This is a genomic window from Ruegeria sp. AM2 (assembly GCF_056540685.1).
Genome location: NZ_JBQFXE010000004.1, coordinates 13,489 through 36,348, shown reverse-complemented (window position 1 = coordinate 36,348; position 22,860 = coordinate 13,489). Strand labels below are relative to the sequence as shown.

The 22,860-nt window shown below is 60.5% G+C and carries 20 protein-coding genes; 7 read left to right on the top strand and 13 right to left on the bottom strand.

Annotated elements, in window-relative coordinates; translation table 11 throughout:
• Positions 1-13: 13 nt before the first annotated feature.
• The 5 genes from mutL to ACR0CR_RS10480 form a co-directional block, all read right to left on the bottom strand.
• Positions 14-1,864 (bottom strand): DNA mismatch repair endonuclease MutL, encoded by a 1,851-nt coding sequence (mutL, locus tag ACR0CR_RS10500; RefSeq protein WP_480598745.1) that lies wholly within the window; start codon positions 1,862-1,864, stop codon positions 14-16.
• Between the two features lie 281 nt (positions 1,865-2,145).
• Positions 2,146-3,075 (bottom strand): metal ABC transporter permease, encoded by a 930-nt coding sequence (locus ACR0CR_RS10495; protein ID WP_480598743.1) that lies wholly within the window; start codon positions 3,073-3,075, stop codon positions 2,146-2,148.
• On the bottom strand, positions 3,072-4,277 hold the full coding sequence (locus tag ACR0CR_RS10490) for a metal ABC transporter permease (RefSeq protein ID WP_480598739.1): 1,206 nt from the start codon (positions 4,275-4,277) through the stop codon (positions 3,072-3,074). The genes ACR0CR_RS10495 and ACR0CR_RS10490 overlap by 4 nt, the downstream gene beginning before the upstream one ends.
• 7 nt (positions 4,278-4,284) lie before the next feature.
• Positions 4,285-5,091 carry a metal ABC transporter ATP-binding protein gene (locus ACR0CR_RS10485; RefSeq protein ID WP_480598738.1) on the bottom strand — a complete coding sequence of 269 codons (807 nt, stop codon included), beginning with the start codon at positions 5,089-5,091 and terminating at the stop codon, positions 4,285-4,287.
• A 1-nt stretch (position 5,092) separates the two neighbouring features.
• Positions 5,093-6,046 carry a metal ABC transporter solute-binding protein, Zn/Mn family gene (locus ACR0CR_RS10480; RefSeq protein WP_480598736.1) on the bottom strand — a complete coding sequence of 318 codons (954 nt, stop codon included), beginning with the start codon at positions 6,044-6,046 and terminating at the stop codon, positions 5,093-5,095.
• Positions 6,047-6,243: 197 nt separating this feature from the next.
• Between ACR0CR_RS10480 and deoC the strand changes: the two genes are divergently transcribed.
• From deoC to ACR0CR_RS10460, 4 genes are all read left to right on the top strand, one after another.
• A complete protein-coding gene (deoC, locus tag ACR0CR_RS10475; RefSeq protein ID WP_480598734.1) occupies positions 6,244-7,242 on the top strand; it encodes a deoxyribose-phosphate aldolase in 999 nt (332 codons plus the stop codon).
• A 74-nt stretch (positions 7,243-7,316) separates the two neighbouring features.
• Positions 7,317-9,650 (top strand): aldehyde dehydrogenase family protein, encoded by a 2,334-nt coding sequence (locus tag ACR0CR_RS10470; protein WP_480598733.1) that lies wholly within the window; start codon positions 7,317-7,319, stop codon positions 9,648-9,650.
• A gap of 25 nt (positions 9,651-9,675) precedes the next feature.
• Complete coding sequence (locus ACR0CR_RS10465) at positions 9,676-10,494, top strand: SDR family oxidoreductase (protein ID WP_480598731.1); 819 nt, start codon at positions 9,676-9,678, stop codon at positions 10,492-10,494.
• A gap of 71 nt (positions 10,495-10,565) precedes the next feature.
• On the top strand, positions 10,566-11,429 hold the full coding sequence (locus tag ACR0CR_RS10460) for an endonuclease/exonuclease/phosphatase family protein (RefSeq protein WP_480598730.1): 864 nt from the start codon (positions 10,566-10,568) through the stop codon (positions 11,427-11,429).
• Between the two features lie 2 nt (positions 11,430-11,431).
• Here the strand turns inward: ACR0CR_RS10460 and ACR0CR_RS10455 are convergent, their stop codons facing one another.
• From ACR0CR_RS10455 to ACR0CR_RS10425, 7 genes are all read right to left on the bottom strand, one after another.
• Positions 11,432-12,742, bottom strand: a complete 1,311-nt coding sequence (locus ACR0CR_RS10455; RefSeq protein ID WP_480598728.1) for a M16 family metallopeptidase — start codon at positions 12,740-12,742, stop codon at positions 11,432-11,434.
• Positions 12,739-14,079 carry a M16 family metallopeptidase gene (locus ACR0CR_RS10450; protein WP_480598726.1) on the bottom strand — a complete coding sequence of 447 codons (1,341 nt, stop codon included), beginning with the start codon at positions 14,077-14,079 and terminating at the stop codon, positions 12,739-12,741. The genes ACR0CR_RS10455 and ACR0CR_RS10450 overlap by 4 nt, the downstream gene beginning before the upstream one ends.
• Before the next feature lie 80 nt (positions 14,080-14,159).
• Positions 14,160-14,678, bottom strand: coding sequence for a DUF3035 domain-containing protein (locus ACR0CR_RS10445; protein ID WP_480598724.1), 519 nt, complete (start codon positions 14,676-14,678; stop codon positions 14,160-14,162).
• 50 nt (positions 14,679-14,728) lie between these two features.
• Positions 14,729-15,199 carry a signal peptidase II gene (gene lspA / locus ACR0CR_RS10440; RefSeq protein WP_170656486.1) on the bottom strand — a complete coding sequence of 157 codons (471 nt, stop codon included), beginning with the start codon at positions 15,197-15,199 and terminating at the stop codon, positions 14,729-14,731.
• Positions 15,199-16,788, bottom strand: a complete 1,590-nt coding sequence (gene purH / locus ACR0CR_RS10435) for a bifunctional phosphoribosylaminoimidazolecarboxamide formyltransferase/IMP cyclohydrolase (RefSeq protein WP_480598722.1) — start codon at positions 16,786-16,788, stop codon at positions 15,199-15,201. The genes lspA and purH overlap by 1 nt, the downstream gene beginning before the upstream one ends.
• Before the next feature lie 22 nt (positions 16,789-16,810).
• Entirely contained in the window at positions 16,811-18,550 is a 1,740-nt protein-coding gene (locus ACR0CR_RS10430) for a heparinase II/III family protein (RefSeq protein ID WP_480598719.1), read from the bottom strand.
• 88 nt (positions 18,551-18,638) lie between these two features.
• Positions 18,639-19,895, bottom strand: coding sequence for an RsmB/NOP family class I SAM-dependent RNA methyltransferase (locus tag ACR0CR_RS10425; protein WP_480598716.1), 1,257 nt, complete (start codon positions 19,893-19,895; stop codon positions 18,639-18,641).
• Positions 19,896-19,983: 88 nt separating this feature from the next.
• On the opposite strand from ACR0CR_RS10425, the gene ACR0CR_RS10420 reads away from it, so the two are divergent.
• On the top strand, positions 19,984-20,166 hold the full coding sequence (locus ACR0CR_RS10420) for a DUF1674 domain-containing protein (RefSeq protein ID WP_480598714.1): 183 nt from the start codon (positions 19,984-19,986) through the stop codon (positions 20,164-20,166).
• A 4-nt stretch (positions 20,167-20,170) separates the two neighbouring features.
• Here the strand turns inward: ACR0CR_RS10420 and ACR0CR_RS10415 are convergent, their stop codons facing one another.
• Complete coding sequence (locus ACR0CR_RS10415; protein ID WP_480598712.1) at positions 20,171-21,025, bottom strand: LysR family transcriptional regulator; 855 nt, start codon at positions 21,023-21,025, stop codon at positions 20,171-20,173.
• 98 nt (positions 21,026-21,123) lie between these two features.
• On the opposite strand from ACR0CR_RS10415, the gene tmpA reads away from it, so the two are divergent.
• Both tmpA and tmpB read left to right on the top strand, forming a co-directional pair.
• Positions 21,124-22,260 carry a 2-trimethylaminoethylphosphonate dioxygenase gene (gene tmpA / locus ACR0CR_RS10410; protein WP_480598709.1) on the top strand — a complete coding sequence of 379 codons (1,137 nt, stop codon included), beginning with the start codon at positions 21,124-21,126 and terminating at the stop codon, positions 22,258-22,260.
• Positions 22,257-22,847, top strand: a complete 591-nt coding sequence (tmpB, locus tag ACR0CR_RS10405; RefSeq protein WP_480598707.1) for a (R)-1-hydroxy-2-trimethylaminoethylphosphonate oxygenase — start codon at positions 22,257-22,259, stop codon at positions 22,845-22,847. The genes tmpA and tmpB overlap by 4 nt, the downstream gene beginning before the upstream one ends.
• Positions 22,848-22,860 lie beyond the last annotated feature (13 nt).

The following is a 22,860-nucleotide window of genomic DNA, read 5'->3' as shown; positions in this document are numbered from 1 at the left end:
CACAGAAGCGGGATCAACTGCGCCCGAACAGACGTTCGATATCGGCCAGTTTCAGTTCCACGTAAGTGGGCCGACCGTGGTTGCACTGACCGGAATGGGGCGTCGCCTCCATCTCGCGCAGCAGGGCGTTCATTTCCTCGGCCCGCATCCGGCGACCCGAGCGGACGGACCCGTGGCAGGCCACACGGCTGAGTATCGCCTCGATCCGCGCCTGCACGGTCTGGCTTTCGCCCTGATCGGCCAGCTCATCAAGGATATCCAGGATCATTTCGCGCGCATCGACCTCACCAAGAATGGCAGGGGTTTCGCGCACTGCGATGGCACCACCGCCGAAAGGCTCAAGCGACAGACCGAGGCGAGACAGATCGTCGGCGACTGCCATCAGCCGAGCGCAGTCAGCTTCGGACAGTTCCACGATCTCGGGGATTAGCAATGCCTGCGCAGCGACCCCTTTCTCCGACATCTGTGTCTTAAGCTTTTCATAGACCAAGCGCTCATGCGCCGCATGTTGATCGACGATGACCATGCCATCCGCCGTCTGAGCGATGATGTAATTCTCATGCACCTGCCCACGCGCAGCCCCCAAGGGCAGGTCCTGATGCGAGGGCTCTTCAATCGCGACCGGCTCAGGCTCCACGACGCTGCCGCTATAGTCCTTGGACAGCTCGGAAAATCCCGGCGACTGCGCCTGATAGGCCGCTTGTCGCGCGGCTGGTGAAGGTCGATCCATTTGGTACACACGCGCCGGGGTGGGTTGCGAGGGCTCCGGTCGCATCGCCCCCAAAGTCGCGTTGGCAATGGTCGAAGATGCCCGATGTCCCGCGTCAGCCAAAGCATGCCGCAGGGCAGACACGATCAGCCCGCGCGCGACACCGGGGTCACGGAACCGGACCTCGGATTTCGCGGGATGCACGTTCACATCCACCAGCGTCGGATCGCAGTCGATGAACAGCGCCGCCGCTGGGTGGCGATCACGGCTGAGGAAATCGAAATAGGCGGCCCGCAGTGCACCGGTCAGCATCTTGTCACGGACCGGGCGGCCATTGACGAATAGATACTGCGCCACTGCCGCGCCCCGCGAATAGGTGGGCAGGGCGGCGTAGCCGTACAGCCGGACCCCTTCGCGCGTGGCGTCGATCTGCAGGGCGTTCTCGGCAAACTCGCGCCCGATCACCCGGGCCAGACGTGCGTGCAGGGCGTCGAACAGATCGCCATTTTCGCGATCGGCACGGAAGGTCACGCGGCCTTCACCCCCACCCGAGACATCGCGCAGGGTGAAGGTGATCGCCGGTTCGGCCATTGCCAAACGTTTGACCGTGTCGGTAATCGCCTGCGCCTCGGCCCGGTCGGTGCGCATGAATTTCAGCCGCGCGGGCGTGGCATAGAACAGATCACGCAGCTCGACCACGGTGCCTGCGCGCAAGGCAGCGGGCTTCACCGCTTCGATCTTGCCACCAGCGACGTGAATCTGCGCGGCATCCGCCCCCGGCACCCGACTGGTGATGGTCAGGCGGCCGACAGCCCCCAGCGAGGGCAGCGCTTCACCCCGAAACCCGAAGGTGTGGATGTTCAACAGATCCGAGCCATCGATCTTCGAGGTGGCATGCCGGGACAATGCCAGCGGCAAATCCGAGGCTGCGATCCCGCACCCGTCATCCGTTACACGAATCACGGTTTTGCCACCATCGGCGACATCTATGGCAATCCGGGTCGCCCCTGCATCGATCGCGTTCTCCACCAGCTCCTTTACGGCTGAGGCCGGACGTTCGACCACTTCACCTGCGGCAATCCGGTTGATGGCTGCTTCGTCAAGCTGCCGGATAACCGGGCGAATTTCGCTGATATTGGGGTCCAGATGCGCCATACCGCTAAACTTAGCATGGTCATGTACGATTCTGCCACCGGTTTGGGATGAATTTACATGTCACGAAAAAAGTAGTCCGACCAGTTGACCCGCGCCGCAAGGGGGTAAACGCATCGAGTGTCAACAGGCCGGACCAACCTAAGTGAGTGGTGGTTATTCGGTTAACAATTGAACATTCGATAACATGAGAGCCGGAATAAATCATGTTAAGATTTGGACATTGTTTCCACCGGCGGGGTTTGGCCGAAGTCGCGGGGCGGCCATTGGCATGAACATGCCAATCAGGTCGAAATCGGCGCGCCCGAACGCGTGCGACAGGGTCCGAAAACTGTTGTGATTGCCAGAGTCACTCCCGAAATCGTCGCGATCATCCCCGCCGCGCTGACGGCATCCGAACCGCCAAGCCATAGTGGTCCATACCCCGCAAGGACGTATCCCAAAACCGCAGAGGCCACGGCAAAGACAACGCTCCAGGCGATTTGCTTTTCCAACCGATTGGTCATCATTCGGGCCGCTGCGGGCGGGCAGATGAACATCGCAATAACAATGATCGAGCCCACCGCATCAAAAGCGGCCACAGCGGCAATCGCAGCGATGATCACCAAGGCAAGACCCAACATCCCGGTGCGAATGCCGACCGTTCGCGCGAACCCTTCGTCAAAGGTCGAGATTTTGAGCGGTCTCCAGAACAACCAGGTGAATGCGGTCACCAGGATCAAAGTCACGGTGATGCGCGGTAGTTCCGGCGGCAAACCAGCGAGCGCTTCGATATCCCAAAGCGACGACCATCCTATCGCATCCAGCCAAATCAAACTTTCCAGATTGCCGTAGAGCGCGTGTTCCACGTCCAGATGCACGGTCGAGGTATCGGTCTGCTCCAGCAACAGAACACCGGCTGCGAACATGGTGGTAAAGACCACGCCCATTGCGGCTCCGGGTTCGATCCGGCCCAAACGGCGAATGGCCTCGATCAACGCCACGGCCACCAAGGCAGCACCCGCAGCACCCAGCATCATCGGCCAGGTCGCAATAGCTCCGGTCAGCAAGAATGCGACGACAATTCCCGGGAGCACCACATGGCTGATCGCATCACCGATCAAAGCCTGCTTGCGCAGCACCAGAAAGTTGCCCGGCAGCGCGCAGGCGACCGATGCGAACGTGCCGATCAGCAGAGGTGTGAGGGACAGGGGGACGAATTCTTCACCGCTCATGCCGGGACCCCCTGCGGTCCGCCGATGCGGCGGTCAATTTCGGTGATCTGATCACGTGTCAGAACGGTTTCGATGTCCCGCAGACCGTCATACAGCGCAGCGGCGGCCTCATGCGTCTGGTCGGCGCGGACGACCTCCCATCGTTTTTCGTCGCGCAGAGCCTTGGCCGCGCGGGCTTTGCCGATGTCGGTCGCAACCCCGTCGGCGCGCGCCAAACCCGCCTTTCGCAGCAAGCGCAATGTCAGCGGTTCATAGATCTTTTGGTCCTGTGCCAAAGCCAATAGCCCCTGCCGAATATGAACGCGACGCTGGAAACTCAGATGCCGCAGCACTGCGGCCAGAACCCCACGTGCCGGAGCCAGAAACAGCGAAAGGACAAAGAAGGCAAAGCTGACCAACACGATGATCGGGCCTGTTGGCAGGTTGGGTGCCACTGCCGAAAGCGCCGCGCCGATGTAGCCTGCGAGACCTCCGGCCACTCCGGCCAGAAGCACCACACGCTCGGATCGTTCAGTCCAGAAGCGCGCCGTGACGGCGGGTATGATCAGCAGCGCGACGATCAGGATCAAGCCGACGATCTTCAGACCAACGACCGTGACCGCCATGACCAAAGCCATCATTGCCAAATCGATGCGGTGTACCGTAAGCCCGCGCGCGGCGGCGTATTCGGGATCAAACGCCACCAGCGTCATCGGTCGACGCAAGACAACGACCAGACAAAGTGTTACCGCACCGCCCAGCGCGATGATCATCGCATCAGCCCAAAGCATTCCTGCGGTCGAGCCCAGCAAGAATCCTTCGAGCCCCGCCTGACGCCCGACGCCCATAGTCTGAATGACGGTCAACAACACGATACCAAACCCGAAGAACACCGAAAGCACCGCCCCAATGGCCGCGTCTTCGGCAAGTCGCGTGCGACGCGTCAGCCAGTTCATGCAGATTAGACCCAACCAAGCAGACAGGGCAGAACCTGCCAAAAGCCCGATCAGCGACCGCCCATCCCCGCCAAACGCCACCATCACCATGAACGCCACACACACGCCCGGCAGAGTTGCGTGACTGATCGCGTCGCTGACCAATGCCCGTTTGCGCAAGAACAAGAATGTGCCGGTGATGCCAGCAGAGACACCCAGCAATGTCGCTCCGATTGCAACCAGCGTGGCGTTATAGCCAAGCTGCAGGGTAAGCGCGTTCCAAAGCATGGGCTGTCTATCCCGCGGTGCCCGCAATCTGGTCGATCTGAGCCGTGGCTAGACGGCCCCCATATGCAGCTTGAAGGGTCTCGGGGGTAAAGGCCTCGGCTACCGAACCTTCGGCCACTTTGCGGGTATTGATCAGGAAGACATGATCGAAATAGTCCGTGACGGTGGCCAGGTCATGATGGACAACGACAACCGTTTTGCCTTCGTTTTTCAGGGATTTGAGAACGGCGATGATTGCCTTTTCCGTCGCCGCGTCCACCCCGGCAAAGGGCTCATCCAACAGATACAAATCTGCATTCTGCGCCAAAGCGCGTGCCAGAAATACCCGCTGCTGCTGACCACCGGAAAGTTGACCAATCTGACGGTTTGCGAAATCGTGCATGCCTACGCGGTTGAGACACTCCATCGCACGGGCCTTGTGCCGCGCCCGCACCCGACCCAGCAGGCTAAGCTCTCGCGACAAGCCCATAAGCACCACGTCGATCACCAGCGTCGGGAAATCCCAATCGACACTGGCCCGCTGCGGCACATAGGCAATTCTGGCACGCTGTTGATCCAGCGGTTGACCGAAAACGCTCACCTGACCCGAAAGCGGGGTCACAATCCCCAAGGCTGCTTTCAACAAGGTCGACTTGCCCGCCCCATTGGGGCCTATGATGGCCGTCATCGCACCGGGCTGCACTGTCATATCTACTGAGAACACTGCAGGTTTCTGGCCGTATGAAACAGTCAGACCGCGAATGGACAACGGGCTGTCTTTCATCCCATCTTTTTGGACGGACAAACCCTGATCTGCGGCCAATTCCAGTGTCATATCAGAATCCTGCCGACAGTTGTCCGTTCATGCCCCCGGTGGGGACATCCGCGCCCAGCGCGTTCGCGATTACCGTGATATTGTGGTCCAGCATGCCAATATAGGTGCCCTCATAGGTTCCAGGCTCACCCATCGCGTCCGAAAATAGCTCACCGCCTACAGATACCTGATGCCCTTTTGCTGCCGCTCCTTCGATCAACGCACGCATCGATCGGTCCGAGACCGAGCTTTCCACGAAGACCGCCGTCAGTTGCCGATCGACCAGTGTATCCACCAATTCACCGATCCGGTTCAGGCCGGCCTCGGACTGGGTTGAGATGCCCTGAATACCTTGAACGGCATAGCCGTATTCAGCGCCGAAATAGCCAAATGCGTCATGCGCCGTTACCAGAACGCGGTTGTTTTCGGGCACAGCCGCCAGCAGTCGATTGCCATAGGCTTCCAGTTGGTCGATCTCGGCAAGATGCGCCTGTGCATTGTTGGCGAAAACATCCGCCGCTTCGGGGCGCGCGTCGGTCAGAGCCTGCTGCACTTCGATCACCACATCGCGCCACAAGGCCGGGTTCATCCAGACATGCGGATCGTATTTATCGGCATAGTCGTCATGGGCGCGCAGTTTGGACTTGTCGATACCCTCTGCGACTGCCACGACGTTGCGCTTACGGGCGAGGTCGTGGAAAAACCCTTCCATTTGCGCTTCGAGATACAACCCGTGCCACAGAACAAGATCGGCGCGGGTCATGGCCACGATATCGCTGCGGGTCTGGCGATAGGCATGTGGATCGACGCCGGGGCCCATCAGTCCTTTGACCTCGACCTGATCTCCGCCCACCTGACGCACCGCATCCGCGATCATGCCCGTCGTAGCGACCACTTTCAAAGGCGCATCGGCCCAGGCGGCCAGCGGTAATGCCACGATTAAAGTGAGTGCTGCAAGAAAGCTGCGACGAATCATATATGGCCCCGATCAGGTGTCTTCCCCAGAATGAATATGCGAACCATTCGCAACTTAGTCAATGCTTTTGCGAGTCACTCGCAATAACTCGCCAATTTTGTCCAATTGGTCAAAAAAATTGAGTTCAGCAGTCAGTTTGCCTTCCATTTGCCTGCAACCCATGCGATTTTGGCGCAGACCTCCCAAAGGATGTGAAGATGGAAACGCAGAGCTCAGAAAGCCCCGTGCGCACCGCGCATCTGCCGCAAGTGACCGAACCCAGGAATCCCGGGACTGATCTGGATCTGGACTGGGTACGCGCCGTACAGGCCAACACCTCGGCCATTGAACGCCGCGCGGCCACCCTACCCGGTCGGCGATCAGTCAAGAAAGACTATCAGGCCGCGTGGCTTTTGAAAGCAATAACGATGATCGACCTGACCACATTGTCGGGTGACGACACGGTGGGTCGCGTGCGACGCCTGTGTGCCAAAGCCCGTCAGCCGGTCGCGCCAGCGGTGCTGCGGGCGATGGACATGCCGCCGATCACCACCGGCGCGGTCTGTGTGTATCACGACATGATCGAAACAGCGGTTACAGCGTTGAAGGGCACCGGCATTCCGGTGGCTGCCGTCTCCACAGGCTTTCCAGCGGGATTGTCGCCTTTCCATCTGCGCGTGGCCGAGATCGAAGAGAGCGTGAAAGCTGGGGCCGAAGAGATCGACATCGTCATCTCGCGCCGCCATGTGCTGTCGGGCGACTGGCAGGCTTTGTACGACGAGATGAAAGCTTTTCGCGTCGCCTGTGGTGACGCCCATGTCAAAGCCATCCTCGCCACCGGAGAGCTGGGCAGCCTGCGTAATGTCGCCCGCGCCTCGCTGGTGTGCATGATGGCGGGGGCGGATTTCATCAAGACCTCGACGGGTAAGGAAAGCGTCAACGCGACGCTGCCGGTCTCGCTGGTCATGATCCGCGCGATCCGCGACTATTATGACCGCACCGGGTATCGCGTTGGCTACAAGCCTGCGGGCGGGATTTCCAAAGCCAAGGACGCCCTGGTCTACCTGTCGCTGATCAAGGATGAATTGGGCGACCGCTGGTTGGAGCCCGACCTGTTCCGCTTTGGCGCGTCCTCGCTGCTGGGCGACATCGAGCGGCAGTTGGAACACTTTGTGACCGGGGCCTACTCGGCTGGGTACAGGCATTCTATGGGGTGAGGCACGCCCGGAAATCGCTCTGGTAGAGCGATTTCAGTGCCGAACGGGCGAAGCCCCGGGAGAAGGAAAGAACAATGAGCGTTAAAGAAATCTTCGAGACCATGGAATACGGCCCCGCCCCCGAAAGTGCTGCCGAGGCGCTGGCCTGGCTGGTCGATCAGGGTGATAAGTTCGGCCACTATATCGATGGGGCCTTTACCAAACCTGGCAAAGGCTTTGACAGCCGCAACCCGGCGACCGGTGAAGTGCTGGCCAAGCTGACCCAGGCCAAACAGGCCGATGTGGATGCCGCTGTAGGCGCGGCCCGCAAGGCACAGCCCAAATGGGAGAAACTGGGTGGTGCGGGTCGTGCGCGGCACCTTTACGCAATCGCGCGGCTGTTGCAGAAGCACTCCCGTCTGTTTGCTGTGCTGGAGAGCATGGACAATGGCAAGCCTATCCGTGAATCGCGCGATATCGACATCCCTCTGGCCCAGCGGCACTTCTATTACCACGCGGGCATGGCGCAGCTGATGGAAAGCGAACTGCCCAATGCGCAGGCCTTGGGCGTTTGCGGGCAGATCATTCCATGGAACTTCCCACTGCTGATGCTGGCGTGGAAAATCGCGCCTGCGCTGGCGATGGGGAATACGGTGGTTTTGAAACCGGCCGAATATACCTCGCTGACCGCGCTGCTGTTTGCCGACATCTGCACGCAGGCCGGGTTGCCCAAAGGCGTGGTCAACATCGTCACCGGCGACGGCGCGGTGGGTGGGATGATCGTGAACGCGGACGTAGATAAGATCGCCTTTACCGGCTCAACCGCCGTGGGGCGGCGTATCCGCGAAGCGACCGCAGGGTCTGGCAAGGAGCTGACGTTAGAGCTGGGCGGCAAGTCCGCCTATATCGTCTTTGACGACGCCGATATCGATTCAGCCATCGAAGGGCTGGTCGATGCGATCTGGTTCAATCAGGGTCAGGTTTGCTGTGCCGGTTCACGCCTGTTGGTGCAGGAGGGGATTGCCGAGCGGTTTTACGCGAAACTGCGCGCCCGGATGGACACCCTGCGCATCGGCGATCCGCTGGACAAATGCATCGACGTGGGTGCTGTAGTGGACCCGATTCAGTTGCAAACGATCAAGGGTATGGTCGACAGCAATACCGCAGGCGACATCTATCAGGCAGCCTGTGAGATGCCCGAAAACGGCTGTTACTACCCGCCGACGCTGATCTCGGGACTGGAGACCTCGGACCCTCTGATGCAAGAGGAAATCTTTGGCCCGGTTCTGGTGTCCTCGACCTTCCGCACCCCGGCCGAGGCGGTCGAGTTGGCCAACAACACCCGTTACGGGCTGGCTGCGACCGTGTGGACCGAGAATGTGAACCTCGCCCTGGATATCGCGCCCAAGCTGGTTGCGGGTGTGGTCTGGGTCAACGCCACCAACCTGTTCGACGCGGCCGCCGGGTTCGGCGGCGTGCGCGAAAGCGGCTTTGGCCGTGAAGGCGGATGGGAGGGGCTGACAGCCTATACCAAGCCCAAAGGCAAACCCAAGCAGCTGGCCAAAGTTGAGGCCGCGACAGGTGAGGGGGCTCCGGTCGATCCCATCGACCGCACCGCCAAGATGTATATCGGCGGCAAACAGGCACGGCCCGACAGTGGCTACTCGAAACCGGCATGGGGCAAGTCCGGTCTGCTGGGCCATGTGGGGCTGGCGAACCGCAAGGACGTGCGCAACGCGGTTGAGGCTGCAGCCGGGGCCAAGGGCTGGTCCAAGACCACCGGTCATCTACGGGCTCAGATTCTGTATTACATTGGCGAGAACCTCTCGGCACGTGCCGACGAATTCGCAGCAAGAATTGACGCCATGACCGGCGGCAAGAGCGGCGCTGCCGAGGTCGAAACTTCGATCCAGCGCCTGTTCACGGCTGCGGCCTGGGCCGATAAGTACGACGGTCAGGTGCACGGCGTCCCGATCCGCGGCGTGGCGATTGCGATGAAGGAACCCGTGGGTGTGATCGGTGCGCTTTGCGCCGATGAGGCACCCCTGCTGGGTCTGGTCTCGGCCATGGCTCCGGCAATTGCGATGGGCAACCGCGTGGTTCTGGCCTCATCTGAACCCTATCCGCTGGCCGCGACGGATTTCTATCAAATCCTCGAAACCTCGGACGTGCCCGCCGGTGTGGTCAACATCCTGACCGGTAGCCACGCAGAACTGGCGAAACCGCTGGCGTCGCATCTGAACGTGGATGCGGTCTGGTCATTTTCGTCCACCGATCTGTCGGCTGAGATTGAGAACGCTTCGGCCGGAAATATCAAACGGACCTGGGTCAACAATGCGACGACGACGGATTGGAGCGTGGACCACACGCGCCGGTTCCTGCAAGCTGCGACAGAGGTCAAAAACATCTGGGTGCCCTACGGCGAGTAGGGCTCCCGTCCAAAGGGAGGCCCACATGGACTTTGCAGACAAGACCGCCATCGTCATTGGCGGCACCAGCGGTATAAATCGCGGGATTGCCGAGGCCTTTGCAGCAGCTGGGGCCAAAGTGGCCGTGGCCAGCCGATCGCAAGACAAGGTCGATGACACTGTTACAGCGCTCAAATCGGCAGGCGCGGCAGACGCCATGGGCGCATCATTCGATGTGCGCGACCCCGAGGCCGTTGCGGCAGGGCTGAAACAGTTCCACGACGCATATGGCGACTTCGACATTCTCGTCTCGGGCGCCGCCGGTAACTTCCCGGCGCTGATGTCCGAGATGTCGGTCAACGCCTTCAAGACAGTGGTGGATATCGACCTGATGGGCACCGTTCACGTGCTGAAGGGGGCCTATGCATTCCTGAAGCGACCCGGCGCGAGCATCATCAACATCTCGGCCCCGCAGGCGTTTCTGCCCTACGAAGGTCAGGCCCATGTCTGCGCGGCCAAGGCAGGCGTGGACCAAATCACCCGCACCCTGTCAATGGAATGGGGGATCGAGGGCATTCGGGTGAATTCAGTTGTGCCCGGCTTCATCGAAGACACCGAAGGGGCAAGGCGCCTCGCTCCGACACCTGATGCAGCCGAGAAATTGCGGGCCGACGTCCCGATTGGACGCTGGGGGACCGTGCAAGATGTGGCGAATGCCTGCCTTTTCCTTAGCTCGGACCTGGCCAGCTATATCAGCGGAACGGTCCTGTCCGTGGACGGCGCGCTATATCAGCGTGGCTCAGGCAAATTTGGCCAAATGATGGGCCGGATGCTGCGCGATCAAGCCAAGGCCAATCCGACCTAGCCGTTGAAAAACGCCACATGATGCCGCATCCTATTCGCATTCACTGAAAAGTAGATTGAAGGAATGCGCCCATGGCTATTCGTGTCACCTGTTGGAACGTCAAGGAATTTGGCAAGAAACCCAAATCCGCCGCTGCGTTGAAGAAACGCGTACGCTCGGTTGCCGAACAAATCCGGGCACAATCGCCGGACATCTTTGGCATTCTAGAAATGGAAACGCTGGATATTCTGGACCTCATCGATTCAGAATTCCCGGACTATGATTTCGGCTTTACCGAAGGCCATGACGGCAGCGGCAAGGCGTCAAAGGAAATCCTTGTGGGCTGGCGGCGCGGACAGATGGATCAGGTCACCTTTTCGCAGAAGCGTCAGTTCAACCTTTCCAACCCCTACCTGCGCCCCGGCGCGCTGCTGTCCTTCAAAACAGGCGGCAGTTGGTACAACATCCTATTTCTGCATACCGACAGCGGTACCGAGGCGCGCGATTTCGGCAACCGGTACGAGATGTTCGACAAGGTCTGGAAGCTGCGGAGATCGTTGGACAGAAAGGTCGGAAACAAGCGCGAGCGTCTGTTGGTCATCGGTGATCTGAACACGATGGGCCTGCAATTCCCGACCCGGCGCATTGCCGACAGGATCGTGCCGGGGGACAAGGAAATTGACGCCCTGTCAGATTTTGCCACCAAGAACAACATGAAGCTTTTGACCAAAAGCCACGATGTGACATGGAAGAAGATGGGGCGGAACTTCACCTCAGACCTGGACCACGCGATGGCGAGTGATCTGATGACATTCACCGATCTGGGCACAAACGCGGCCGGAGACGACTACACCGTGCAGGTGTCAGGTTGGGTCGACAAACCCGAAGACGCGCGCGAGGCGTTCCTTCGGGATTTGTCCGATCATTGCCTGCTGACGGTTGAGGTCGAAACCTGAGTTCAGTTCGTCGTCTCCAGGCCGACCGGTTTACCGACGACAGTGAAATGCAGCCCCTCGGGATCAAGCAACTCGCTGGCAACGCGGTTCACGTCGTCGAGCGTCACGGCGTTCACCTTGTCGTTGCGCGTCGCGATGTAGTCGATGGGAAGGTCCTCCATCTGCATGCCGACCATGATCCCCGCGATCTGGCTGTTGCCATCAAACCGCAACGGATAAGCGCCGGTCAGATAGGTTTTCGCATCGTCCAGTTCCTTTTGGGTCACACCGTCAGACGCCGCGCGGGCCCACTCGTCACGAATGACCTCAACCGCTTCGGCGATGCGGTCATTGGCCGATGAAACCGATCCCAGATAGACCGAGGCAAGGTCTTTGGGCACAAGATAGGTTCCCACCCCATAGGTCAGGCCCCGCTTTTCGCGCACCTCCTGCATCAGACGGCTTTCGAACCCGCCGCCGCCCAGAATGTGGTTCAGAAGAAATGCCGCAAAGAAATCTGGATCGTCACGGTCGATACCCTCATGACCAAACAGGGCCACGGATTGAGGGGTGTCAAACTCGACCACGCTGACGCCGCCGGGGATGGTGACCTCTGCGCGCCCAGGGATAGGCTTTCCGGTTTCGGGCAGATCAAGCAGCAACTGGTCCAATAACGCTCCAAGCTCTTGGGCAGTGATGTCGCCCACCGCCCCGACATAAAGCCGGTCTTTGGCAAAGACGTTCTGATAGGCGGTTACGACATCGTCACGGTTCAGCGCCGAGACACTTTCGATCGTGCCCTTGCCTTCGGTCGCATAGGGGTGGTCGCCATAGGCCATTCGGGCAAATTCCTTGCCCGCAATGTCATTCGGATCGGTCTGGTCAGACCGCAGCCCCGACAGGATTTGCGCCTTCACACGCTCAACCGCGTCGGTGTCAAAGCGGGGCTCGTGGATGGTGGTCCGCAACAGGTCGATCACCTGATCGCGATTCTCGGTCAGAAACTGCGCCGAGATCGACACGGTATCATCCGTCGCCTTGTATCGAAACGAGGCCGCAAGTGCCTCCAACTCTCGCGCATAGGTGCGGGCATCCATATCGCCTGCGCCTTCTTCGATCAGACCGCTCATCAGGTAGATTGCGCCACGCTTGCCGGGCTCATCCAATGAGGTTCCACCGCGAAAGCGCAACTCCAGCGCCGCAAAGGGGATCGAATGATCTTCGACCAGCCAGGCGGTGATGCCACCGGGCGAGGTGACTTCTTCAATCTCGATCTCGGCCCAGGCGGGCAGAGCGATGACAAAGGCGATCAGGGTTGCGAACAGCTTGTTCATTGCGTCACCTCGTCGTCGCGCATCAACCAGCCGGTCACTGATGTCTCGGGTTGCAATACCTCGCGTGCAGCGGCGATGATCTCATCCCCGGTCACGGCCTGCAGAATGTCGGGCCAGGCCTGCACGTCTTCGACCGTCAGACCGCTGGTCAGGGCACGACCATAGCGGTTGCCGATCCCGTCGACATTGTCGCGGGCATAGGTTTGCGAGGCGCGCAGTTGCATCTTGATGCGGTCCAGATCTTCTTCGTTCACACCTTCAGCAATGAAGTCAGCCACGGTTTGATCCATCGCGTCTTCAGCCTCCTGCAGCGACACACCCTGCGCGGGAACGATCAGCAGATCAAAGGTGGTATCATCCAATGAAACACCGCGATAGAACGCGCCAGTATAAACAGCCTTCTGTTCTTCAAACTGCAATTTTTCATTCAGATATGAGGTCGTGCCGCCCCCCAGCAACTCAGCCAACAGAAACAAGGCCGCAGCTTTTTCCTGCGCACCCGCGTCGCGTTCCGGTGCCAGATAGCTGCGCTGAACGTAAGGTTGAGACACGCGCGGGTCTTTGTAGGTCAGGCGACGCTCGGCGGTTTGCGGCGGCTCTTGCGAGCGGACGCGCTCGGGTAAATCGGGATTGGCGGGTATGACGCCATAATACGTCTCGGCCAGCGATTTGACCTTATCCGGGTCCACATCACCGGTCACCACCAGAATGGCGTTATTGGGCGCGTAATGGGTCTGATAGAAGGACAACGCGTCCTCCATATCCAGCGTCTCCATTTCATGCCGCCAGCCGATGATGGGCACGCCATATCGATGGTTCAAATACTGCGCGGCATTCATCTGCTCGCCAAACAGGGCGCGCGGGTTGTTCTCAGTACGTTGGTTGCGTTCCTCAAGGATCACATCGCGTTCGGTCACGATGTCCTCTTCGGTCAGGCGGATGTTGCGCATCCTGTCCGCCTCCATCCGCATCATCAGTTCCAGACGATCCGCCGCGACACGCTGGAAATAAGCGGTGTAGTCGTAGGACGTAAAGGCGTTGTCATTCCCGCCATTGGCCGCGACCGTGGCGGAAAATTCGCCCGGTGCCAGCGTGTCGGTGCCCTTGAACAACAGGTGTTCCAGAAAATGCGCCACGCCCGACGATCCGATCGGCTCATCCGCCGACCCGGCGCGATACCAGACCATGTGTTGTACGACCGGAGCGCGGTGGTCTTCGATCACGACCACATCCATGCCGTTGTCCAAAGTAAAGGTCGTAACCGCCTCGTGCCCTTCTTTGGCGGCAAGCGGGGCAGCGGTAATCAAGGCGGCACACAAGGCCAGAGCCCGAACCATGGGGCATCCTCCGTTTCGTTTCATGTTTCAAACTACGGTGGCGCCGCGCGGGTTCAAGGCCGATGACGAAAAGTTAAGGATTATTCATTGATCGGCGGGGCCGAGGGCGTTTCGATCCCTGCGCGCCGCGCGGCTTCGTTCTGAGCGTTGGCATCCAGTGCCTCGCGACGATAGACCTGTTCATACCGGTCCACATTGAACAGGCGCAGGCGAGTCCAACGGCCCTGACGTTTGCGGAACTCGGCATCTTCCTGGGCCAGAACCTGACGCGTGTCAGGTGCCACACCGTACCGGCTGGACGCCGTGACCAGCGCCGCATCGGTTGACGGAATGGCCCCATTTGGGTTCAGAGCTGCCGGGTTGCCGCCCAATGCGGCCACAGCATCGGCTTTCGGGTTCGGGTCGGTCAGGTTCGCCCCGCCCGGCGTCGGAGCGGGCAAAACGGCTAGATCTTGCGGCTGCGTCAAAGGTTTGACCGGCAGGACCGAAAACTCGTCCGGTCCCGGACCCGGCGCGCGCAGATGGCGCAAACCGATATCGGAACACCCCGCAATCGCAAGGGTCGCCGTCAAAACAACAATGGAACGCGGCATCCGCATCAGAGACTCCAGCCTGTTTCAGGCGCTTTTATCGCATATCGCACGGCGCGTCACGAGGGCTTTTTGCCCTCGAACAGCACCAGACCGATGGCTCCGGCGAAAATGAACACGTCGGCCAGATTAAAGACATAGGGGTTTTGAATGCCACAGCAGGACATGTTCAGAAAATCCAGCACATAGCCATAAATCAGACGGTCGAGGACGTTGCCCAACGCCCCGCCGATCAAGAGCCCGCCGCAGATGAGCATGATCTTTTTCGGTGCGCCGCGCAAAAGCCAGATCAGAACACCGATCGAGATTGCCAGGGAAATGCCGATCAGAACCCAACGCGCGGCCTCGCTGTTGCCTTGGAACAGGCCAAAATTGATGCCGCGATTCTCGCCGTATTTGAACACCAGAAGGGGCGGTAGGACGTCGATGTTTCCTTCAGCCACACGCATGACATGAACGACCAGATATTTGCTGATCTGGTCGATCAGGAACGCGGCCAACGCGGCCCACAGGATCAGTCGCGCGCGCATCAGTGACGGAAATGGCGCATGCCGGTGAAGACCATGGCAAGCCCCGCCTCATCGGCGGCTGCAATCACCTCGTCATCGCGCATGGAACCACCGGGTTGAATCACGCAGGTCGCGCCAGCCTCGGCCGCCTCCATCAACCCGTCCGGGAAGGGGAAAAACGCGTCCGATGCCACGGCCGAACCGATGGTCAACGGCTGGGCCAGGCCCAACGCGTCGGCCATGCGCTCGGCTTTCTTGGCAGCAATAAGCGCCGAGTCCACCCGGCTCATCTGGCCCGCGCCCACGCCCACGGTCGCGCCGTCCTTGACGTAGACGATGGCGTTGGATTTGACGTGTTTCGCCACCTTCCACGCAAACAGTAGGTCGAGCATCTGCTGATCAGAAGGAGCCTTTTTAGTGACCACCTTGAGGTCATCGAGATCAACAAAGCCGTTGTCCTTGTCCTGAACAAGCAAACCTCCGGCCACCTGACGCACGGTTTTGCCGCTTGCGGTCACATCGGGTAGCCCTTCGGTCGTCAAAAGGCGCAAGTTCTTCTTGGCCGCAAAGATCGCCTTGGCCTCGTCCGATGCACCCGGAGCAATCACGACCTCGGTGAAGATCCCGGTGATTTCCTGCGCGGTTTCGGCGTCCAAGGGTTGGTTCAGCGCCACGATCCCGCCGAAGGCCGAGGTGCGGTCACAGTCAAACGCGGCCTTGTAGGCCTCAAGCAGCGTTGGGCCTTTGGCGACACCGCAGGGGTTGGCGTGTTTGATGATGGCGCAGGCGGCACCGTCTGCAGGGTCGAACTCGGCCACCAATTCGAACGCCGCATCGGTGTCGTTGATGTTGTTGTAGCTCAGTTCCTTGCCCTGATGCTGCACAGCGGTGGCAACCCCGGGGCGGCCTGACCCGTCGGTGTAGAACGCCGCCGCCTGATGGCTGTTCTCGCCATAGCGCAGGGTTTGTTTCAACTCACCGGCGAAGGCGCGACGGCGCGGGGCCTCAGCGGCCAGTGCGTCGGCCATCCAGTTCGATACAGCCGCGTCATAGGCTGCCGTGCGGGCATAAGCCGTCTGCGCCAGATTTTGACGGAATGCATAGGAGGTCTGACCGCCATTGGCCTCAAGTTCGGCCAGCAGCGCATCGTAGTCCTGAACATCCACCACCACGTTTACAAAGGCATGGTTTTTCGAGGCTGCACGGATCATGGCCGGGCCGCCGATATCGATGTTCTCGATGCAGGTGTCGTAATCGGCACCATTGGCCACGGTCGCCTCGAACGGGTAGAGGTTCACCACCAACAGGTCGATCGCGCCGATCCCGTGCTCGGTCATCGCGGCCACATGAGAGTCATTGTCGCGCAGCGCCAACAGTCCACCGTGCACCATCGGATGCAGGGTTTTGACCCGGCCATCCATCATCTCGGGAAAGCCGGTCACCTCGCTGACATCCTTCACCTCAAGCCCCGCATCCCGCAGCGCCTTTGCCGTGCCTCCGGTCGACAGCAGTTCGACCCCACGTTCGGCCAGGGCCTTGCCCAGCTCGATCAGGCCGGTCTTGTCGGATACGGAAAGCAACGCGCGGCGCACGGGGTGAAGATCGGTCATGGGTCCAAAGGTCCTTTTGGCGTCAGTCGAAAACGGGCTCGTCCCGGTGCACGTCGCGCACGGCATAGGCAGTATCCTGCGCCTTGCTCAGCGTCCACCTTGTGCGCGTCGCATACTCCATTGCGCGTCCAGATAGAACGATCTGTTTTGTCGCGCGTGGCTTCAGACGGCCTTTTTCAAGATAAACGCTTGGTTCAACGGCCAATTTTGCCACACCATCGTGGCGGAACACCCAAATCTCGCCGCTTTTGAGCGCCATCGACACTGCTGCACCACCCAAATCCAAAGCCGCATCCACGTCAGGATGCAGATGAAATCGGATATCATATTTCACACCGGACTTGCCCGACGCAGTCATTGCCTTGTCAAATTGCTTTTTTGCTCGGTCGGTCGAGGTCAACAAAATGTCCTCACCAATTAATTCGCGTCCGTCAAAGCGCAGCTCGAACGTACGCGCGTGGGTCAGACCGAACACCTTGGTGTAACCGTCGTGGCCAGCCATGAAGCGCGTGCCTTCAAAGGCATCCTCAAAGTCGGTCGGCACCTCTTTCGGGCCGTCCACCAAAGCCTCTTGGGTCGCGCCTTTGACGGGTGGGGCCAGACGCGCGCTGGAAAACCCGTCGACGCACAGAGTGGAGTGAGATGGCGTCGCGCGACCGGCCCGACGCCACTCCTGTCCAAAACTGGCCCCCGACCCGCAATTTACGATCAAGGGTCTACGGCCCGAGGTCAGCTCAAACGCCAAGGCCGAAGCATGCGCGTTGAATGAGGCCGCGCCTTTGGGCGGGACACTTGCGTCCACGATGACTGTACTGCGTGAGGCGGATAGCCGGGCAAACCCCATGGACAAGTCGGAATGTTGCTGCGGTTTCACACCGCTTTGCGCCAGCGCCTGATCCAGCCGACCTTCCAGCCCGCGCCCGCCGCCATGGAACCGAGCCAGCGCACCGTCGGCATGGCGTAAGTTCCGCAATGTGGGCGCAATCCGGCGGATCGCTTCGGTCTGAGCGGCGGGTGTGCCGCGCCCGACCTCGCTCAGCGCCGCCGAAGTCCAGGCGAGCAGAGTAAAGACCTCCAGCAACTCCTCCGGGTTGCGGGTGAGGATGCCGCCTTCGGCATCGATTTGCCGCTCGCACTCGCTCGCCAATGCACGCAGAGCAGGGTCCGCCAGTTCCTCCAACCCCTCCAGCGCCAGCCCGGCCTGCACCAGACCAGCCAGCGCCTCGAACCTTGGCAGACCCGGCGTTGCCGCCGTCCAGCGTTTCGACAGAAACCAAGTTTGCTGCGCCAGAGCGCGAAAAAAAGCCCTGCTTTGCGCCTCGTTCGCGCCGCGCAAAAGGAACAGGGCATGGTTGATCCAGCGCATCACACGCCGTCCGGTGAGATCGGGCACCCAGCCCGGCCCCTGACCGCGTCCATGCGTATTGATCCAACCCCAGACCCAGCGCTGGGCCTTTTCCCGCGCGCGCATGTCTCCCACGGCCGCCAAATCATCCAGCCAGGCAAAACCGTGGCGCTCATTGTCAAAGTCGGCGCTCGGGGCGACGACATCCCAAAGCTCGGTATCTTCAGCCTCGACCAGATAGCCTGCAAACAGCAGGTTTCCGGCCACCAATTGCCGTCCGCGCGCAAAAGAACCCACAGTTCGCGGTTCCGGTTGCCCCACAAACCCCGACACCGCCTTCCGGCGCTGGCTGAGCCGCGCGTAGAAACGGTTCTGAAACCGCGTCCAGCGGTTGGCCATTGGGTCCGAACTTGACATGACGCGTGCGACTCTGCCCCTTACGCTCTGCTGGCGTTTGACCCAACGATAGACGGGTCCGAACGTCAAGTCATCGAAAAGCGTGCGCTTAGGCAGATTTGTTCAGGCAAGCGATATAGAACCCGTCCATACCGCCTAGGTCCGACCAATAATCCGGCCTTAGGCGCAAACCGCCTTCCTCTGTGATCCACTGCGAATCCACACCCGCGACATTCAAGGCCTCTCGGTCCACTTGCATGTCCGGATGCTGTTCCAATGCCTCTTCGATCTGCACTTCGCCTTCATCCGGCAGCAGGGAACAGGTGCAATAGACCAGCCGCCCGCCCGGTTTCAGCAACGTCCAGGCATGGGCCAGCATCTGGGCCTGCAGCTCAATCAACGTGCCGAACTCCGAGCCGTCTTTGGCAAACGGCAAATCCGGATGCCGCCGGATCGTTCCGGTCGCTGAACAGGGTGCATCCAGCAGAATGGCGTCATACTGGCCCTGATGCTCCAGCGCGTCCCCAGCGATGACATTGGCCGTTAGCCCTGTGCGCGACAGATTTTCACGGACTCGATTCAGTCGTGTTTCGGAGATATCCAGAGCGGTGACCTCGGCCCCAGCCGCCGCCAATTGCAACGTCTTCCCGCCCGGCGCGGCGCAAAGATCAAGAATCTGTTCTCCGGGTTGGGGCGCAAGAGCATTCACCGGCAAGGCCGCCGCTGCATCCTGCACCCACCAATCGCCCCGATCATATCCAGATAGAGCCGAGACCTGCCCGGCATCGCGCACGCGCATCGATCCCGTTGGAAGAGCGTCGCCGGGGCCGCTTGCTCCGGGCTTCGCCGATATGTCCAGCGGTGCGCCGTCAAAATGCGCGCGTTCCATGCCCGCAACAGCGTCAACGCCCCAAGCCATAGTCAGAGGATCGCGCAACCAGTCTGGCAGGCGCGGCACCCGCATTTTCGGCCAAGCCTCTGGCCCTTCGGCGGCCACTTTGCGCAGGACTGCATTCACCAGCCCTTTCAGGCGACCGTGTTTGCGCGACCGGCCAACAATCTCGACCATGGAATTCACGACACCATGCGCGGCTTCGCCATGGCAGAGCTCGACAGCGCCAAGGCGCAACGCGTTGTGAACGGTCAAGGCAGGTGTGCGGTTCAGGTGATTGCCCAGCAAACGGTCAGCACGTTCCAACCCGCGCAGGGTTTGCAATGTCAGGCGTTGGGCGCGGGCGCGGTCCTCGGGGTCAAGCCGGTCCAGCGCCCCGGCGGCCAGGCATTCGGACAAAAGCCGCCCTTCGCCCAGAATCTGATCCAGCAGATAGATTGTGCTGCGCCGTGCTGCCGTCGCGTTGTCGGACATGAAACCGCCTTTCGAAACTCCGCAGCTGCATTGCCAAGCGCGGACGGGGGCGTATATCAAGACCCAGCCCGGAAAGGAACCCGAAGTCATGAGCGACGACCGCAAAGACCTGCCCCCCGCCGCCCAACGCGCCCTTGCCGAAGCCGACGAGCGCCGCCGCAAGGCCGAGGCTGAAGCAAAAAAGGCACCCAAAGAGCTTGGAGGCCGCGATGGCCCCGACCCGGCGCGCTATGGCGATTGGGAGAAAAAGGGCATCGCGATCGACTTCTGACCGGCTAACCCCGCATCGCCTGCAGGAAATCCGCAATCAACGCGCGCTGCTTTTTGGACTTCGCGCGCTCCTCGGGCCAGGTAAGCCAATAACCGTCCTTTGTCCTTAGCTCAGGCAAATCCAACCTGCGCAAGCGACCGTCTTGCAAATCCGTATTGGCCAAAGCGACCGAGCCCAAGACAACACCCATGCCTTGCCGCGCCGCAGACAGGCCATGCTCCATCGAATCAAAGCTGAGGTGTGACGGGGCAAGTTGGTCCATACCGGTCGCTTTGGACCAGTCGTGCCATCCCGGGCGTTCACCGCGCAGGTCAATCAGCGGCGCACCCCAGCCCACACCGGGGGCTGCTATTGGCACCAGCACTTCGCGGGCGATCAGCTCAGCATCGCGCCCGGGCCACGCGCCGCGACCATAGCGAATCTGCAGCCAGGTGCGTTCTTCATCCAGCGACGACCGGCGCGCTGCGGAATCGGTCATGACGCGGACATCGGGCCGTATCTCGTGAAACCGCCCGAGGCTGGGAACGACAAGCCCTTGAATGTTTGACGACAAGCCCGCAACCCGCAGCGCGCGCGGCGACTTGCCGAACAGATCCTCGGTGCTGCGCTCCAGCGCCTGCAAACTGTCCTGTACCAGCGGCAAATAGCTCTCGCCTTCGACAGTCAGCGATACGCCCCGCGCCTCGCGGACAAAGAGCGTCCGCCCCAACCACGCCTCAAGGTTACCGATCCGCTGGCTGACCGCCGCCTGTGTCAAACCGAACTCGCGCGCGGCGGCCGAGAACCCGCCCAGTCGCCCAGCGGCTTCAAACACGCGCAGCCAATCCAGCGGGGGCAAGCCAATTTGCTTTTGAGCCATTAGATTTTCCATCCCTCAGCAGGAATAAGGATTAATTGTCGTAATGCCACAAGACGCGTATGTCCTCAAGAAACACTCAACGCCGACAGGAGCAACCCATGCTGCGCGCTGTAAACTTCACCCCTTCGATTGTCTCCGTCGAATTCAGCGACGGCACCCAATCCCGCTTTCACGCGATCTGGCTGCGCGACAATGCTTTGGACCCGGATACCCGCGCCCCGGACAACGGCCAGCGTCTGATCACGATCGGGGACATCCCCGCTGATGTCTCAATCGGCGCAGCCGATGTGATTGGCAACGCATTACAGGTGACCTTTCAGCCGGAAGGCAAAACGGTAACCTACCCCTCGGCTTGGTTGGACGCACACAGCTACGACCGTGATTGCAGCGACACTTTTGGTCGCGTGCCCGACGGGCTGACCACCTGGGACGGCAAAATCGACGCACCCAGTGCCGACTGGACTGCGGTTCACTCGGATTTTGCCAGCAAACGAAACTGGCTTTCCTCGGTCGCGGAATATGGCTTTGGCAAGCTGACAGGCGGCCCGACCGAGCCCGAGTCTCTTCTAAAAGTGGCCGACCTGTTCGGCTATGTACGCGAGACCAACTACGGCCCCTATTTCGAGGTCCGGACCGAAGTGAACCCGACCAATCTGGCCTATACCGGAATGGGGCTGCAGGCGCATACCGACAACCCCTATCGCGACCCGGTGCCGACGCTGCAGATCCTGTATTGCCTGGAAAACAGTGCTGAGGGTGGAGACTCGATTGTTGTCGATGGCTTCCGCGCCGCCCAGCGCCTGCGCGATGACAATCCCGAGGGGTTCGCCCTGCTGGCAGGCCATCCCGCCCGGTTCGAGTTCAAGGGCGCGGACGGGGTCTGCCTGCAAGCGCGTCGCCCGATGATTGAACTGTCACCGGATGGCGAATTGGTCGGCATTCGCTTTAACAACCGCTCAACCGCGCCGCTGGTTGATATTCCGTTCGACAAGATGGAAGCCTATTATGCGGCCTACCGGCAACTGGCCGCCATCATTGACGACCCCGCGATGGGCGTGGCCTTCAAACTTGAACCGGGCGAAAGCTTCATCGTCGACAACACCCGCGTGTTGCATGCGCGACTGGGCTACTCCGGCGCGGGTTCGCGTTGGTTGCAGGGCTGTTATGCGGACAAGGACGGACTGCTATCCACTTTGGCGGCACTGAATGCCGCGCAACCGGAGGCGGCGGAATGAAGCCGGATTTCTCAACCCTGACCCAAGAAAACATCGTGGCCTTCATCGCCGATATCTTCGAACGGCGCGGCGGCGAGGAATATCTGGGCGAACCCGTCACCATGGCCGAACACATGCTGCAGGGGGCCACGATTGCCGAGCAAAACGGCATGCCAGAAGAGATCATCGTGGGCGCGCTGCTGCACGATATCGGGCATTTCACATCCGAGTTCGGCACCTATCACCCCGACGACACCGAAGACCGCCATCACGAAGACGCCGGAGCCGAGGTGCTGGAGCAGTTCTTTCCGTCCGTCATCACCGATTGCTGCCGCTATCATGTCGCGGCCAAGCGCTATCTATGCGCAACAAAACCGGACTATTTCGCGCGTCTGTCGGCAGCTTCGGTCCACACGCTGGAACTGCAGGGTGGCCCAATGAGCGCTGATGAGGTTGCCGCGTTTGATCGGAACCCGAACCTGAAAGCGATCATTCAGGTTCGGTATCTGGACGAGGCGGGCAAACGCGCGGAAATGGCGACCCCGGACTTTGCCCATTTCGCCCCGATGGTTCAACGCATGGTAGACAGGCATCTGGGCAAGGCCTGACCCCAGGTTTTCA